The 14,323-nt window shown below is 63.0% G+C and carries 16 protein-coding genes; 5 read left to right on the top strand and 11 right to left on the bottom strand.

Annotated elements, in window-relative coordinates; genetic code table 11:
- Window positions 1-10: 10 nt before the first annotated feature.
- Both pta and ACTSLZ_RS03065 read left to right on the top strand, forming a co-directional pair.
- Window positions 11-2,131 (top strand): phosphate acetyltransferase, encoded by a 2,121-nt coding sequence (gene pta / locus ACTSLZ_RS03070; protein ID WP_443095675.1) that lies wholly within the window; start codon window positions 11-13, stop codon window positions 2,129-2,131.
- A gap of 55 nt (window positions 2,132-2,186) precedes the next feature.
- Entirely contained in the window at window positions 2,187-2,687 is a 501-nt protein-coding gene (locus tag ACTSLZ_RS03065; protein ID WP_178979231.1) for a GyrI-like domain-containing protein, read from the top strand.
- A 41-nt stretch (window positions 2,688-2,728) separates the two neighbouring features.
- On the opposite strand, the gene ACTSLZ_RS03060 is transcribed toward ACTSLZ_RS03065, so the two are convergent.
- The 3 genes from ACTSLZ_RS03060 to ACTSLZ_RS03050 form a co-directional block, all read right to left on the bottom strand.
- Window positions 2,729-3,265, bottom strand: coding sequence for a TetR/AcrR family transcriptional regulator (locus ACTSLZ_RS03060; protein WP_443095674.1), 537 nt, complete (start codon window positions 3,263-3,265; stop codon window positions 2,729-2,731).
- Window positions 3,265-3,453: a DUF5708 family protein gene (locus tag ACTSLZ_RS03055; protein WP_178979229.1), complete on the bottom strand. Its 189-nt coding sequence runs from the start codon at window positions 3,451-3,453 to the stop codon at window positions 3,265-3,267. The genes ACTSLZ_RS03060 and ACTSLZ_RS03055 overlap by 1 nt, the downstream gene beginning before the upstream one ends.
- Before the next feature lie 292 nt (window positions 3,454-3,745).
- The gene (locus ACTSLZ_RS03050) at window positions 3,746-3,886 is read right to left on the bottom strand and encodes a hypothetical protein (RefSeq protein ID WP_156265509.1); all 141 of its coding nucleotides are present in this window, start codon (window positions 3,884-3,886) and stop codon (window positions 3,746-3,748) included.
- 289 nt (window positions 3,887-4,175) lie between these two features.
- On the opposite strand from ACTSLZ_RS03050, the gene ACTSLZ_RS03045 reads away from it, so the two are divergent.
- Window positions 4,176-5,486 (top strand): ISL3 family transposase, encoded by a 1,311-nt coding sequence (locus tag ACTSLZ_RS03045; protein ID WP_179628043.1) that lies wholly within the window; start codon window positions 4,176-4,178, stop codon window positions 5,484-5,486.
- 593 nt (window positions 5,487-6,079) lie between these two features.
- On the opposite strand, the gene ACTSLZ_RS03040 is transcribed toward ACTSLZ_RS03045, so the two are convergent.
- Both ACTSLZ_RS03040 and ACTSLZ_RS03035 read right to left on the bottom strand, forming a co-directional pair.
- Window positions 6,080-6,370: a helix-turn-helix domain-containing protein gene (locus ACTSLZ_RS03040; protein WP_443095673.1), complete on the bottom strand. Its 291-nt coding sequence runs from the start codon at window positions 6,368-6,370 to the stop codon at window positions 6,080-6,082.
- Window positions 6,367-6,885 (bottom strand): amidase family protein, encoded by a 519-nt coding sequence (locus ACTSLZ_RS03035; RefSeq protein ID WP_443095672.1) that lies wholly within the window; start codon window positions 6,883-6,885, stop codon window positions 6,367-6,369. The genes ACTSLZ_RS03040 and ACTSLZ_RS03035 overlap by 4 nt, the downstream gene beginning before the upstream one ends.
- Before the next feature lie 191 nt (window positions 6,886-7,076).
- Here ACTSLZ_RS03035 and ACTSLZ_RS03030 point away from each other — a divergent pair, with 191 nt between their 5' ends.
- Both ACTSLZ_RS03030 and ACTSLZ_RS03025 read left to right on the top strand, forming a co-directional pair.
- Complete coding sequence (locus ACTSLZ_RS03030) at window positions 7,077-7,850, top strand: MBL fold metallo-hydrolase (protein ID WP_443095671.1); 774 nt, start codon at window positions 7,077-7,079, stop codon at window positions 7,848-7,850.
- 275 nt (window positions 7,851-8,125) lie between these two features.
- A complete protein-coding gene (locus ACTSLZ_RS03025; RefSeq protein WP_129316309.1) occupies window positions 8,126-8,509 on the top strand; it encodes a nuclear transport factor 2 family protein in 384 nt (127 codons plus the stop codon).
- A gap of 212 nt (window positions 8,510-8,721) precedes the next feature.
- On the opposite strand, the gene ACTSLZ_RS03020 is transcribed toward ACTSLZ_RS03025, so the two are convergent.
- From ACTSLZ_RS03020 to ACTSLZ_RS02995, 6 genes are all read right to left on the bottom strand, one after another.
- Window positions 8,722-9,834 carry a DUF418 domain-containing protein gene (locus ACTSLZ_RS03020; RefSeq protein WP_397555255.1) on the bottom strand — a complete coding sequence of 371 codons (1,113 nt, stop codon included), beginning with the start codon at window positions 9,832-9,834 and terminating at the stop codon, window positions 8,722-8,724.
- Between the two features lie 153 nt (window positions 9,835-9,987).
- Window positions 9,988-11,484 (bottom strand): FAD-dependent oxidoreductase, encoded by a 1,497-nt coding sequence (locus ACTSLZ_RS03015; protein ID WP_443095670.1) that lies wholly within the window; start codon window positions 11,482-11,484, stop codon window positions 9,988-9,990.
- Between the two features lie 121 nt (window positions 11,485-11,605).
- The gene (locus ACTSLZ_RS03010) at window positions 11,606-12,187 is read right to left on the bottom strand and encodes a DapH/DapD/GlmU-related protein (RefSeq protein ID WP_443095669.1); all 582 of its coding nucleotides are present in this window, start codon (window positions 12,185-12,187) and stop codon (window positions 11,606-11,608) included.
- A gap of 11 nt (window positions 12,188-12,198) precedes the next feature.
- Window positions 12,199-12,600, bottom strand: coding sequence for a (R)-mandelonitrile lyase (locus tag ACTSLZ_RS03005; protein ID WP_443095668.1), 402 nt, complete (start codon window positions 12,598-12,600; stop codon window positions 12,199-12,201).
- 126 nt (window positions 12,601-12,726) lie between these two features.
- On the bottom strand, window positions 12,727-13,206 hold the full coding sequence (locus ACTSLZ_RS03000; RefSeq protein WP_129316304.1) for a MerR family transcriptional regulator: 480 nt from the start codon (window positions 13,204-13,206) through the stop codon (window positions 12,727-12,729).
- Window positions 13,207-13,260: 54 nt separating this feature from the next.
- The gene (locus ACTSLZ_RS02995; protein WP_443095667.1) at window positions 13,261-14,241 is read right to left on the bottom strand and encodes an NAD-dependent epimerase/dehydratase family protein; all 981 of its coding nucleotides are present in this window, start codon (window positions 14,239-14,241) and stop codon (window positions 13,261-13,263) included.
- Between the last annotated feature and the right edge of the window lie 82 nt (window positions 14,242-14,323).

Here is a 14,323-nt window from a genome sequence, read left to right as displayed (position 1 = left end):
AGGAAAACCCATGTCCACCGGTATTTTTCTCGATGCCATGACGCCTCGGGCGGGCAAGACCCTCATCGCTTTGGGTCTCACTGATTCCCTGATCCGCCGAGCGGATTCGGTCGGCTACTTCCGCCCGGTCTTCGAAACCGATTCCGTGGACACGGACCCGCGCATCAGGCTCATGAGGGAGACCTTCGATCTGGACTCCGCGTCTGCTCGTGGCGGCGTCTCACTCGCCCGGTGCAGGGAGCTCCTGGCCTCGGGAGACCTCAACGAATTGGTCAATATCTCCTTGTCCATCTATTCGGAGATGAGTCAGCAGTTCGACGTCGTCGTGGTGGACGGCACCGACCTGCTCGCCCACAACGCGGCGACCGCCGAATTCGATATGAACGCCCGTCTGGCGAACAACATGGGGTGTTCCGTGTTGGCCGTGATCTCGGCCGCCGAGGCGGGAAGCGTGGAGAACATCGTCAATTCCGTGGAGGTCACGCGCGCCGAGCTCCACGCGGCCAAGACCGACCTTCTGGGCATCATCGTCAACCGGGTCGACCCGGAGATGGCCTCGGAAGTGGAGGAGCGGGTCCCCGCCGGGCGCCGCGGTGGTCATGTGTACGTCGTCCCGGAGACGCCGGCCATTTCCCAACCGACGGTCGCCGAGGTCGTGCACGAGTTGGAGCTCGAGGCAGACGGCGTGGAGGTGTCCTTGGACCGCGACATCCAGGCGGTCAAGGTCGCGGCGATGACGGTCGGAAATTTCCTGGAGCAGATGGCCGACGGGGATTTCGTGATCACCCCGGCCGATCGCTCGGACGTGGTCATGGCAACCCTCGCCTCGGCGCTCTCCCCCTCCTTCCCGGTCCCTTCGGGGGTCCTGCTTTCGGGCGATCTGCACATCAACGCCGCGACCCAGGCTTTGATCTCGGCCGCGCCCTTCCCGATCCTTCGCACCTCGGGAGACACGTTCTCTGCGGCCCAGGCGGTGGGCTCGGTGCACGGCGAACTTCGTGCGGGAGCCCCGCGCAAGATCGCGGCCGCCATGGGCGAGTGGTCGAAAACGGTCGATGAGAAGGAGCTCCTCGGTCGGCTGGACCTCCCTCGGCCCGCGAGCATGACTCCCTTGCGTTTCCTGCACGAGTTGATCGAGAAGGCTCGCTCGAACAGGCGCCGCGTCGTCCTCCCCGAGGGCGAGGACATCAGAATCCTGCGTGCTGCCGAGATCATTGTCCGCCGCGACTTCTGCGACGTCACCATCCTCGGCAGGGCATCGAAGGTCAGAGAACTCGCGCAATCCGAGGGCATCGACCTCGGATTCGTCGACGGAGAGAACCCGGGCCGGGGCGAGGTCCGGCTCATCGACCCGGAAACGTCCCCGTTGCGGGACGAGTACGCGGCCGAGTATGCCAAGCTCAGGGCCCACAAGGGTGTAGAGATCGAGCAGGCCAAGGAGCGCATGCTGGACGGCTCGTACTTCGGAACCATGATGGTCCAGCTGGGGCATGTCGACGGCATGGTTTCGGGGGCCGCGCACACCACCGCCAACACCATTCGGCCCGCGCTCGAATTCGTGAAGACCAAGGAAGGCGTGAAGATCGTGTCGTCGGTGTTCTTCATGCTCCTCGAGGATCGTGCCCTCGTGTACGGAGACTGCGCGGTCAACCCCAATCCCGACGCCGCCCAACTGGCCGACATTGCCAAGGCGAGCGCGGATACCGCCCGCCAGTTCGGCGTCGATCCGAAGGTTGCGATGCTTTCCTATTCGACGGGCGGCTCGGGCTCGGGTCAGGACGTCGACCGCGTCCGCGAGGCCACCGACATCGTGCGCGCTTCGGCCCCGAACTTCGAGGTCGAGGGGCCCATCCAGTACGACGCCGCAACCAACGCTTCCGTCGCGAAGTCCAAATTGCCCGATTCCCAGGTGGCCGGGCATGCCACAGTGTTCGTTTTCCCTGACCTGAATACGGGCAACAACACGTACAAAGCGGTCCAGCAGTCCTCGGGTGCCGTGGCGGTCGGGCCGGTCCTTCAGGGACTGCGGAAACCGGTCAACGATCTCTCGCGAGGTTGCACGGTCGATGACATCGTCAACACCGTGGCGATTACGGCTATACAGGCCCAGGAGGACCACGGCAAGCACTAGCCGCCGCGGGTTTCGGGCCATAGACTGCACCTAACCGGCGCAAGGAGAGCCTGCCATGAATGTCCCGAAGCCCGAATACATTGATTTCCCCGGTTCGAGAACCGTGGTCGTTCGCTTCAGCGAACTGCCCGTGTCCCGGATGCCCGAGGCAATGGACCGGGCGTACCGTGCACTTGGAGAGGCCATGCAGCAGGGGGCGTTCCGTCCCGCGGGTCCGGCATTCTCACGCTACGAATCCGTGCCCGGCGAAACGGCAACTTTCGAAACCGGTTTTCCGGTGGAGGATCCGCTCGCGGAAGCGATGACGGTCGGCGATGTCAGGATTGTCCCGTCCGAGTTGCCCGCCTGCACCCTGGCAATATCCCAACACGTCGGTCCGTACGAGGGACTCGGCGAGTCGTGGCGCTCCTTCGTCGACCAGGTGGAATCCGAGGGGCGAACAACCCTCATGCCGTTCTGGGAGGCCTACGACACCGAGCCAGGGCCCGACGTCGACCCCGAAACCCTGATCACCGGGCTCGCGGTACCGGTCAAGGACGACTCGAACACCGCCTAGGCGCAAGCTGCACCCCAGGTCGTCGATGGCCAACGGGTCCCTCACCTCGGCCGCGCGCCGTCGAGCCCCTTCTCGAGTTCGGTCACGAGCGGAGTCAGCGCGCGATCGACCAGGAACCGACGCTCGGCCATCGGAACCATGAGGCATTGGACGGTGACGCCGTCGATCAGCGCGAAAAGATGAGCGGCCGCCTCCTCCGAGATGCCCTGTTGCATGAACCATTGGCGCAGCTCCCCGTCGAGCCTCGCCGACTCGGCCGCCAGGTGCTCGTCCACGGAGGACATTGCCGCGTACGCGAGCCAGACCCGAGCTCGGTGATCTCGCCGGGAGTCGAGCGGGAGCCACTGCTCCACGACGTCCATCAGCGTGCTGGGACGGGCAGCGGCAATATCAGCCAGAAACTGCTCCCCGGCATGGTCAAAGCCCGCTCGGACCAGCTCGGCCCTGGTCCTGTAGTAATACTGCACTTGCGCCGGCGATACGCCTGCCTCGGCTGCGACGCTGCGGATGCTCAGGGCGTGCGACCCACGGTCGGCGAGAACATTCACGACCCCGTCGAGTATGCGGGTAGACGACATCAGCTTTTCGCAGCGATCTTCGACCAAGCCGTCGCCACGATCTCGACGACGCCCAAGACCGCGATCACCAAACCAGCCTGCCGCAACCCGATGATCGGCGTCTCGATGTCGTGGAAGACAAAGAACAACACCGCACCGGCGATGAGCATGATGACTCCTGCGAGGAATCCCATCGCATGTTTACTCACGATCCTCGACCCCCTTTCTTTCGTACGGTTGTACTGTACAACTGTACAGGGACGAACAGTGAGCGCACAAGAGTCTTGATGGACAACGACGACGCCGCCACGTGACCGTCGGGGCGGCGGCGGCATTTCGCAAGACTCATCGGAATCTTGGGGAACATATGCCCTGGAGATATACCGACACTTCAAACATAAGCAAACAAATATAATCAATAACGAAAGTCGGCAGACAAAAATCGGGGCAGTCACGTCATGGTGACTGCCCCGACCAAAGTACGGTTACAGAGGGTTGGAATCAGCCTCCGAGGCCGAGCAGACCGGTAACCAGTCCGAGCACGGGATCCGCAAGGTCACCCACTGCGTTGACTACACCATTGACCACATCTCCGACGATCGGGAGATCCTGCACAGCATCGACAACATTTGCAGCGAACATAGTTTTCACCTTTCATCAGTGTTATCCGCAGCCCACCCTTTTGGTGTTCCACGTCACCTAGTTCAGCCCACGATCAGGCGGAAAACAATGGCTGTTACACAATGTTTCAGTTACTATCAAGTAAATGTACGCTTCAGTATCGTAAATTCCCCGGGTTGCCGCGCGAGAAATAAACAAGGCTCTTCGCAGTTGAGGGGGTAGGTGGCTGAGCGCGTCGGTCGCCGGATGAGGGTCGAGGCCTTCCGATGATGGAAGTTCTCACACTGACCATCTGCCGGAAGACCTCGACGTGCACCACGCTACCTTCGCGACCCCTGATCTGACCGTGTTCTGCCATCTCGACGAGCTCGGCCTCGTGGCCACCGGTCAGCTTTTTGAGCCGGATCGCGCGGTGATCGAGTGCCGCGTCGCCGAGCCGGATCCGTGGTGCCGGGGATGCGGTAGCCAGGCGCTCTCGCGCGGGACGGACACGCGGCGTCTCGCCCACGAGCCGTTCGGTCATCGCCCGACGACGCTGCTGGTCCGGGTCCGCCGCTACAAGTGCTCGGGATGCGGACGGTCCTGGCGTGAGGACCTCACGGCAGCGGCGCCCGAGCGAGCCAAGCTGTCCCGTAGCGGGATGCGGTGGGCGTTGGAAGCGCTCGTGATCGACCACCTCACCGTCGCCCGCGTCGCCGCCGGACTCGGTGTCGGTTGGCACACGGCGAACAACGCGGTCCTCGCTGAAGGGCGTCGAGTGCTGATCGACGATCCCGCCCGGTTCGACGGCGTCGCCGTGATCGGCGTCGACGAGCACGTCTGGCGCCACACGAGAGTCGGCGACAAGTACGTCACCGTCATCATCGACCTCACCCCGAACCGCGACAAGACCGGCCCCGCCCGTCTGCTGGACATGATCGAGGGTCGCTCGAAAGCCGTGTTCAAGACCTGGCTCGCCGCACGCCCGCAGGACTGGCGCGATGGTGTCGAGGTCGTCGCGATGGACGGGTTCACCGGCTTCAAGACCGCCGTCAGCGAGGAGCTCCCGGACGCGCAGGCGGTGATGGACCCGTTCCACGTCGTCCGCCTCGCCGGCGACGCCCTCGACACCTGCCGTCGTCGCGTCCAGCAGTGCCTGCACGGCCGGCGGGGCCGCAAAAACGATCCGCTCTACAAGGCCCGCCGCATCCTCCACACCGGCGCGCAGCTGCTCACTGACCGGCAGCAGACCCGTCTCGAGGCACTGTTCGCGGTCTCCGAGCACGTCGAGGTCGAGGCGACCTGGGGCATCTACCAGCGCGTGATCGCTGCCTACCGCGAACCCGATCGGAAGACGGCGAAGAAGCTGATGACAGCCGTCATCGATTCCGTCTCCAGCGGCGTCCCCGCCGCGCTCGTGGAGGTCCGCAAGCTCGGCCGCACGCTCAAGCAGCGCGCCGCCGACATCCTCGCGTTCTTCGACCGGCCCGGCACGTCCAACGGGCCAACAGAGGCGATCAACGGGCGCCTGGAACACCTCCGCGGCTCCGCCCTCGGATTCCGGAACCTCACGAACTACATAGCCCGATCGCTGCTCGACACCGGCGGCTTCAGGAACCACCTACACCCTCAAATGCGATGAGCCATAAACAACCGACCAGTATTTAATCGAAAAATTAGTGCAGAGTGATAGCAGCCGAATATTGCGGAGTGAGAACCAGGTGCGGCTCCTTCGGTGACCGTTCCATGACGATTCCGGTGGGGTCACAGCCGCACGAGAACGACGCCCCACGTTCGCCGACGAATAGTGGGGTACAGGCCCACTCCTGCGCCCCCCCCTCCTGGGGCGGTCGATGTCCGCTCTCCCAGCGAGGCAAACAAGTCCTCGAACGGGTATTACCCCTCCCGCCGAGGTTTCATCCCCACGATCCGTGGCCGGCACTGGCAGAAAACCATAGAAACGCTGCTAATACTTCTGGCCCAGGGCCAGGAGGAGGGGCCGAACAAGGGCTTCGGCATGCGCCGGCCGATGCAGCGAAAAAGAATCCTGTACATCACGGAAGCGACGATGACATTAAGTACTTGCTCAACAGACGGGGTCGCTTCTCCCCGATTTCGGGCACGGTGCAGGATTATTCCTATCTGGTCTGCGGCGTAGTCTGAACCAGACCGAGCGTTGTCCTGGTCCCCGGCCAGTACATCTCGAATCATAGAATGTCCGGGCTGACTGGACATTTACTCGTAAAACGCACCCGCCCACACTTCGAGATCCCCATTGAGTGAACCGGTATCTCGCGGGGGCTTCTCCGGCCGCAGACTCTCTGTGGCCACATCCGAGAGAAGAACATCGAGATTTCCCCAGCGCCGGTAGATTGTTGAGGGCGTGACACCGGCCTTTTCGGCGATCATGGGCACACTGATACGTCCGCGAGGATATTCCCCGAGGAGTTCGTGGACGGCATGATGAACTGAGACCTGGATGCGTCTGCTCCTGCCGCCGGGGCGAATGTTTGCTTTGGGCGTCACAAAGTACTCCTCGAGGTTTCCTGCCCCAGCACCCCATCCAACGAGAGCCAGCTATAAGTCGGCTTGAATCCTACGACGCCGTTGAGTGATGCTGGCACACGAGTCGAACCACCAGCATCAGAACCCAGGGCGACATTGCCGACACCCGTAGCCACCGCCACTGCTGATCCGCCGCTTGATCCGCCTGCGATACGTCTGTGTTCTATCGCGTCGCCCGTTTTAGGGGTAACGGGCCCGTATGCATATTCATGGGTTTGCGTCGTACCCAAAAGAACGGACCCTTGCCGACGTTGCCCAGCCACCGACCACACGTCATGGCCCGGGGCAGGAGTCGGGTCCTTGGGCCCGTGAGCCGTCGGAAGCTCTCGGGCATCAATAATGTCTTTGATCTCGACCGTCCACCCAGCCAGAGCTCCGAACGCATCGCCGACTCGTTCTACTGAACCCAACGCATTGGCACGCCGATGGGCCACCTCACGCATGTACTCACCTACGGCGGAATCGGATTCCGACACCTCACCCACCTAAAGCAATTTCGTTGACTTTAGAGACTCTAAACCTCTAGCCTCTGACGCAATGAATTAGCCTTAAGGGAGATGCTGTGACGAACGACTGGCGCGTCGGAGATGCGCGGATCCAACGAATCGAAGAGTGCCAGCTCCCGTCTGACACGGCCGACTGGCTACTCCCCGGCCTGTGGGACCGTGTGGCCACAATCGAAATCGGCCGGAACGACCACCTGGACGGGAACGGAGCTCTGTCCGCTGCCACGCAATCCTTCGCTGTGACCACGCATGGGCAGAAGGTTCTCGTGGATACTGGAATAGGCAATGCCAAACCGCGTGCGAATCCAGCCTGGGACCATTTGGATACTGATTTCATGGAACGCCTCAGCCTTGCCGGCTACCCAGCGGAGGAAGTCGATTTCGTGGTTCTGACGCACCTGCATGCGGATCACGTGGGCTGGAACACGCGGTGGGACGGAGACAGATGGGTTCCGACCTTCCCCAATGCCCGCTACATCATGAACAGTACCGAACGCGAGTACTGGTCACGAGCGGAAATGGAGGAATCACGAGCCATCATGATCGCGGATTCCATCGTTCCCATTGAAGATGCTGGCCTTCTCGAGACTCCCCTCGTAGGACCGCAGGGCTTCGAAGTCACCCCAGGAGTAAGACTCTTGCCGACACCAGGGCACACTCCGGGACATATTGCGGTTCTGATCGAGTCCGAGGGTGCTCAGGCCTTGATAACCGGTGACGTTCTCCACCATCCGACTCAGGCGATGTTCCCGTTCGTGGGATCCAGCGTGGACGTCGATTCCGCCTTGGCCGCTCAAACACGGGAGGAAACCTTGCGTTGGGCCGCACAAGAAGAGATTCTGTTGCTCGGTTCCCACTTCACCGACCCGACTGGCGGCTGGATCGGCCAAGATGGCGATGCCTACCGATTCACTCCCGCCCATGCGGCGCACTAACCCGCCCGAGGATGGCGACTCTGGGGGCTCCCATGCCCTACACATGCAGAACCACCGTTGTTCTCGCGACCCGTCTTCGCCACGGTCAGTGCGCGCCAAGGGTCCGCACCGCTCTGCCAGCCGACGTACTCAGCCTTCCTTCCGTCGAAGCCGCAGCGTTCACCCGGAATATGCGGGTCAACGCATCGGCGCCGCTCTGATCGACGTCGTCGGCCGCTGAAATCTCCGAGGATCGCTATGGCCCGGCCCACCTGAGCGAAAGCTAAAATGTCGCCATGACCGATATCTGTTCTGCGCTGCACGATCTCCTCAACACGGATGAGGATCTCGAGGCTGTAGCTCGGCGACATTTCGCAGAAGACTACAAACAACGAACCAACGGATCATGGGACGACAGAGCCGGATTTCTGGAGCACATCCGACACCTCAGGTCAGTTGTGCAGTCAGTCGAGATAGAGGTGTTGGATGAATTCGTCTCGGGTACTCGATATGCAGATCGGCATGTTGTCACCGTCTTCAAGAACGACGGCTCGCTGACGAAGCAAGAGGTCTACGTCTTCGCCCAACTCGACAGCGCTGGCAAGTTCACAACCCTCGAAGAGGTCACTTTGATGCTGACTGGGGATGCCGACGATCGCGACCTCGGAAACGCCAAGTAATTCCGGACTGTCGCAGCCTTCCGAAAACCAGTCCGCTGATCGCACCACCGTCAGCCATCAGCCATGTCCACAGTCCCTCACGGCACACCCAGCTTGCATGGGCGCACCCATCCACCGGGCTTCGGGAACAACTCGGCGCACGTGGTTCTTGGCACCCGCGTGGCCGGGTGATCCGGTTCCCGTGACCGCATCACCCGACACGACCGCAGGAATCACTTGGCGATCGGGTCCCTGCGCACGAAGGCCGGTTTTTTCCACCAGGTCACGGCGCGCCACAGATATTCCAGGGGGCCATACAAGAACGCCCTCAGCCAGAACGCCGAAATGACGGACTGGAGGGCGATAATGACGACGCAGCCCAGAACAAGCAGCCACCACCCGGACTCGGTGGCAGGACCGACTCCAACCGCCCTGAAGAGCGGGGCCGCCAAAATTATCACCACCGTGGCGGAAACATAATTGGTCAATGCCATTCGTCCCAGCGGGGCAAAAACAGACCGGAGCACGGGTCGAATCGGGGTTTTCAACAAAAGCAGGACCAGCGAACAGTAGCCGATCGCCATAACGAGCCCCAAGCCCGCGGAAAAACGAGTGTCCGCACGCATGTCAACATTGTTTTCGCTGAGAACAAGCCCAATCACGGAGACCACCGCCGCGACGAGAAGAACAATGCTGTTGGTTTTTGTCGCCGTTTCGGCGCGGCGAATCAGGTCCGTCAGACCCACCGAGTAACCCAGAACTATGAGGCCAGGAACGAGGGTCAGTCCGCCACCACTCAACAAAAGTGCTCCGAGCAGCAGAACGGCCCCCACCACGGCACAGATCCAGGAGGCCATCCGTCGAGGCACCCAACTCAGGGGAAGCAGAAGGACGAGACCGCACAGGCCGTACGGCAACAGGGCCTCTCCCGGTTGCAGAAATTGGTGCACGGCTCCGAGAAGCGCCAGGGCCAGCAGCCTGCGGAACAGCACCAACCGTGGACGCGTCGAGCGCTCCATCGCCCCGACCAGGACGATGGCGAAGCTGATGCCGAAGAGGAACGAGAAGATGGGGAAGAACCGCTCTTGGACAAAGATATCCAGGAGGTGTCGCACGAAAACTGGATGCCCCGGCGCCGTGTACGCGTCGACCTCGAGAATGCTTGGTGCGTTGACCAGCAGGATGCTGCTGACGGCTATTCCCCGAATAACATCGAGGGAAATAATTCGCGGACGCACGGAACGCGCGCCGGACTTTCGGTATTCTGAACTGTTACTGGCAACGGATGCATTGCTGTCAGTTGCATATGACGAACGATCGTCTTCAGGCGTCGAGGTTTTCTGCATCAATCCAGGATATCAGCACCCTCCGATATATTCTTGTCGGAATTGTGGCCGATTATTATAACAGGTGTTTGCTCGACTTTTCGCTTTCATTCGAAAACATCCCCTGGAGGAAGGGACGGCCGCCGGAACGCGACAATGGCCGGAATGTCGGAGTCAGCGTATGTGCAGCGCCCGATCGATCAGCCCCGGCACATCGTCCAGCGCCTCGAATTCTCCAGCCAGAACCCCGTCCGGTCGAACGAGATGGCCCACGGCCCGTCCGTAGGTGTTGGCCCAGAGGTCCCTCTGTCCCGTGGCAACGTCTCCCCTTCCCAATGCCACGAATTCCGCACGGGAGTCGGTTCTCGTGATGGGCCCGTCGACGATCGCGGTGAATTTCCGCCGACTCAGAAGGTCATGCACGCTTTTCCCGTCACGCAGCGTCAGGTGTGGGGCCCGGGTCCCGTCGGCCATGCTCGGCTCATGGGGATCTTCGAATTCCTCTCCAGGAGGAGCGCCGTAGCGTTGCCCCAACGCGAGGGTCAGGGCATCAATCTCTCCGCTGGCCTCCTTCGGACCAGGGGACTTCCGGGAACGGAGAAGGGCCTGGTCGACTATGACCTGATCAATGGGCCGACGCTCCCTTTCGTACGTGTCGAGCAGCCGGTGCGATGCGTCCCCACGTATCACCGCGGCGAGAATCCAGGCCGCATCGTGGGCATCGTGGACCCCGGTGTTGCCACCCATCCCGCCGTAAGGAGGCATGATGTGGGCGGCGTCTCCCGCCAGAACGATCCGGCCGGACCGGAACCGATCAGCGACGAAGGCCCCGGTACTCCACGTCGCGACGTCGTCGAAGTCGGGCTCCAGGTCTGAGAGGCCGGTGGCCTGTCGCAGGAGGCCGGACAGCTCATCAGTGAGGTCCTCGGTGGGTCGACCCTCCCAGTCCGGACGCACGTAGGTACCCATCTGCCAGCGTCGATCACCGGAATTGCCCCTGGCGAAGAGAAACGTGCTGGCCGCACGGCAGAACACGGCATCGACGAACCGCCCGCGAAGGGCCGGTGACAGGTCGGCGCGGAATACCGCGCTGACGGACCTCCCAGGAACCTCGGTTCCGGACATGCCGATGCCCAGGTGCCGACGTCTGGCGCTGCCTGCTCCGTCCGCGGCGATCACGAATTGGGCGCTGACGACTCGCTCCTGTCCAGCGTGGCGGACGGTTGCCTCCACGTGGTCTGCACGTTCGGCGAGCCCGAGAACGGCGGAATCGAATTCGACCTCTGCGCCGAACCGCCGCGCGGCGTTCAGCACAAGGGGCTCCAGAACCTGCTGATCGCAGGAATAGGGGCTTGTCGGGCTCAGGTTCCCGGACTCGACGTCTTCCGCCGGAGACGCGATCCACGTGGACAGGTCGTCGGACAAGGTCTGACCGATCACGAACCCATTGCCCTGGTCACCCGCGGCGCGGATCTCCTCCTCGATACCCAACGAACGGTAGAGCTCCATACTGCGTACCGTCACCAGGCGGGCTTTGGGATGGATGGACGTCGTCGGGTGCTTTTCGAACACCGTGGTCCTCACTCCGTGCTGAGCAAGAAACGCCGCAGCGGCCAGGCCGACGAGCCCGCCGCCGACGACGATGACGTCGGTGTCCGTGGATTCGCTCATAACCCGAGGCTACCTTCGGGCCGTGCGCCCCGTCTGCCCTGCGCGACCTGCGTTGGAGTGCCGTCCGACCAGGAGAGTTCAGTCAATGTCCTTGATCACCCGGGCCGCCTCCAGCGGTCCCCTACGCCGAAACGGGTTTCGCCGGGACGCCCGCGACCGTGGTTCCGGGGACGACGTCCTTGGTGATGACCGCTCCGGCGGCCGCAATGGCGCCCGCGCCGATCGTGACCCCCGGGAGGACGGTGACGTTGGAGCCCAACCACGCCCGGTCGCCGATGACGACGGGCGCGGGGTGCATGTCGGCGCGTTCCTCGAAACTCGCACCGTGATTGAGGGTCGCGATGACGGCGTTGTGGCCAATGAGCACGTCGTCACCAATGGTGATGCCGCCCTGGTCCTGGAAGGCGCACCCGGAATTGACGAATGTGCGCTCCCCGAACGTCGTGTTCTGCCCGAAGTCCGTGCGGAACGGCGGGAACAGCATGAACGTTTCGGGTACCTTCGCCCCGCCGAGCTCGCTCATGAGGCGACGCAGCTCGACCGGGTCGTGGTAGCTGCCGTTGATTTCCGCGGTAATGCGGAGTGCTCGCTGGCTGGCCTCGTGCATGACCCCGTGCAGCGGCGAGCCGTCCTTGATCGTCTCGCCCGCGCGCAACGCCGCGAGCAGATCCTCCACCGTGGGCGCGTCACTGCTACCGTCCACGTTGCCCTGCCTCATGCGGGCGTCTGGGTGTAGTCGGTATCGGCGACCGGCTCCTGCCAGGTCACCACCTCGCCGTTCTCGTCCGCTTCCTGCATCGCGACGTGGGCCATGAATCGCTCCGGGGTGGCACCGTGCCAGTGCCGTTCGCCGGGCTCGATGACTGCCACATCGCCCGGACGGATTTCCTGAACACCGTTTTCCGTTCCCACCAGGCCGATCCCATCGGTCACGTACAGGGTTTGGCCCTTAGGGTGGGTGTGCCACATGGTGCGGGCTCCTGGCGTGAAGCGCACGTGCGCGCACCCAATGGCCGAATCCTCGCCCGGGTTGCGCACGCCGTCGATGTAAACGGTGCCGGTGAAGTATTCGGACGGGCCCTGTGCGCTCGAGTTGCCGCTGCGGGTGTATTCCATGGTTTTCTCCTTGGGTCTTCGGATCTTTGGGTCAGTGTTCCGTGGCTTGGATGAGGACCGCAATGGCGCGCCGGGGCACTCCGATTCGGTCGACAGCGCCTCCCGGCACCGCGACGAGCGATGCCGTCATCGAGTGTCCTCCGCGTGATTCTCTGATTCGAGGTCTTTGAGTGATTCGCCCACCTCTGCGGCCTCCACGGCCAGGCGCTCGACGTCGTCCTTCCGGTCTCCTTCCACGGCCTGCCAGTACTCGATTTTCAATTGCACATAACGACGACGCAGCTCGAGCACACGCTGCTCTCGGGCGAGCCGCTCGTCCTGCTGCACGAGCAGACGCCGCTGTTCGGCGGCCGAGACAGGTCCGATGGTTCCGTTGTTGACGTACTCCCTCATTCGGGCGACGGGCATGCCGGTCGCGGCAAGGCACCCCACCCACGTGAGCATCTCGATGTCCGCTTGGGTATAGGTGCGGTAACCGCTGTCGGTCCGCCGGGCCGCGGGGATCACTCGGCTCGCCTCATAGAAGCGCAACGTACTTGCCGGCAACCCCGAAAAAGCCGCGGCCTCGCGGATCGTGTAATTCCGCTCCTTCTGTCCAGCGCTCATACCCCGACTGTAAGAACCTTCAAGCACTCGAAGTCAAGGCCGGGATCCTGCGACTCAGGAGGCTGCACTCAAGGCCTCGTCGTCGGCCTTCGTGTCATCGTCGGTCCAGGGCGTGTCGGGCGGATTGTCCAGGTGCCACTTCACCGACTCCGCGACTCGCACGGCCGGGTCGGCAGGCGCCCAGGACAGGAGGCTCTGAGCCAGGGCGGACGACGTCAGGATGTGCTGCCGCGGAGATCCGGTCAGCGCCCACTCTGCCGGCAGAACATCGTCCGGAACTCGGACCAGCTCGAGCTCTGCACCGGCTGCCCGCACGATGTGTTCGAACCACTCGACCATGGGCACGGTGCTGGTCTCCCCCAGGTTGATGGCCAGACCATCCCCGGCGCGGATATCCACGGCCGAGAGGACGCCGGTAGCGACGTCGTCGACATGGGCCCGCGTCCAGAGCAGGTTGCCGGCGCCGACCGGCATCCGACGTCGTCCCGCCCGGATGCGCCGCAGCACGAGGTCTTCACGGCGTTGCCGGTCGTGGGGCCCGTAGACCATGGGCAACCGCAGAACGGTGGCTCCGCGGTCGATCCAGCGCGCCTCGACGTCGAGCTTCTCGTAATCCTCGGGTATGCCTTCCAAGCCGGAACCGCGATACGGGTAGCGATCTCGGCGCACCTCCGACTCCTCCGTCAGAGGGACCGGAGACAGGCACTTCCCAGTGCTCAGGCCCGTAAATGCTTGGTATACGTCCTGACTCGAGAGCACCACCGTGGGGACCTCGGGAAGCACGGACTGGGCAGTCGTGACGTCCTGGGCGGTCAGGGCGTACGCGTCCACGACCGCCTCCGGGGCGAAATCGCGGATGACGTCGCGGTGCCGCGGCAAGTCCTGGCGATCGGTGCGGAGGTGCCGCACGGCAACCCAAGGTTCCGGCTGACGGCGGCCCCGATGGACCACCATCACGTCGTCCCCGCGATCATGCAGCCTCTCGACGATGCGTCGTCCGACAAATCCCGTTCCGCCCAGCACCAATATGCGCATGGCCCGATCCTCCCACACGCCGACCGCCGGCCGTCCAGGGTCGGCCGCAACTCTGTACAAATTCAACTCATCACGCCATAAA

Source organism: Rothia koreensis (assembly GCF_052232265.1).
In the GTDB taxonomy this organism is placed as follows: domain Bacteria; phylum Actinomycetota; class Actinomycetes; order Actinomycetales; family Micrococcaceae; genus Rothia; species Rothia koreensis.
This window is presented reverse-complemented; position numbering and strand designations above follow the sequence as displayed.

What these genes read in the sequence shown, in the direction of transcription:
- pta (WP_443095675.1), top strand. Translation starts at nt 11, where the DNA reads ATGTCCACCGGTATTTTTCTCGATGCCATGACGCCTCGGGCGGGCAAG.
- ACTSLZ_RS03065 (WP_178979231.1), top strand. Translation starts at nt 2,187, where the DNA reads ATGAATGTCCCGAAGCCCGAATACATTGATTTCCCCGGTTCGAGAACC.
- ACTSLZ_RS03060 (WP_443095674.1), bottom strand. Translation starts at nt 3,265, where the DNA reads ATGTCGTCTACCCGCATACTCGACGGGGTCGTGAATGTTCTCGCCGAC.
- ACTSLZ_RS03050 (WP_156265509.1), bottom strand. Translation starts at nt 3,886, where the DNA reads ATGTTCGCTGCAAATGTTGTCGATGCTGTGCAGGATCTCCCGATCGTC.
- ACTSLZ_RS03025 (WP_129316309.1), top strand. Translation starts at nt 8,126, where the DNA reads ATGACCGATATCTGTTCTGCGCTGCACGATCTCCTCAACACGGATGAG.
- ACTSLZ_RS03020 (WP_397555255.1), bottom strand. Translation starts at nt 9,834, where the DNA reads ATGCAGAAAACCTCGACGCCTGAAGACGATCGTTCGTCATATGCAACT.
- ACTSLZ_RS03015 (WP_443095670.1), bottom strand. Translation starts at nt 11,484, where the DNA reads ATGAGCGAATCCACGGACACCGACGTCATCGTCGTCGGCGGCGGGCTC.
- ACTSLZ_RS03005 (WP_443095668.1), bottom strand. Translation starts at nt 12,600, where the DNA reads ATGGAATACACCCGCAGCGGCAACTCGAGCGCACAGGGCCCGTCCGAA.
- ACTSLZ_RS03000 (WP_129316304.1), bottom strand. Translation starts at nt 13,206, where the DNA reads ATGAGCGCTGGACAGAAGGAGCGGAATTACACGATCCGCGAGGCCGCG.
- ACTSLZ_RS02995 (WP_443095667.1), bottom strand. Translation starts at nt 14,241, where the DNA reads ATGCGCATATTGGTGCTGGGCGGAACGGGATTTGTCGGACGACGCATC.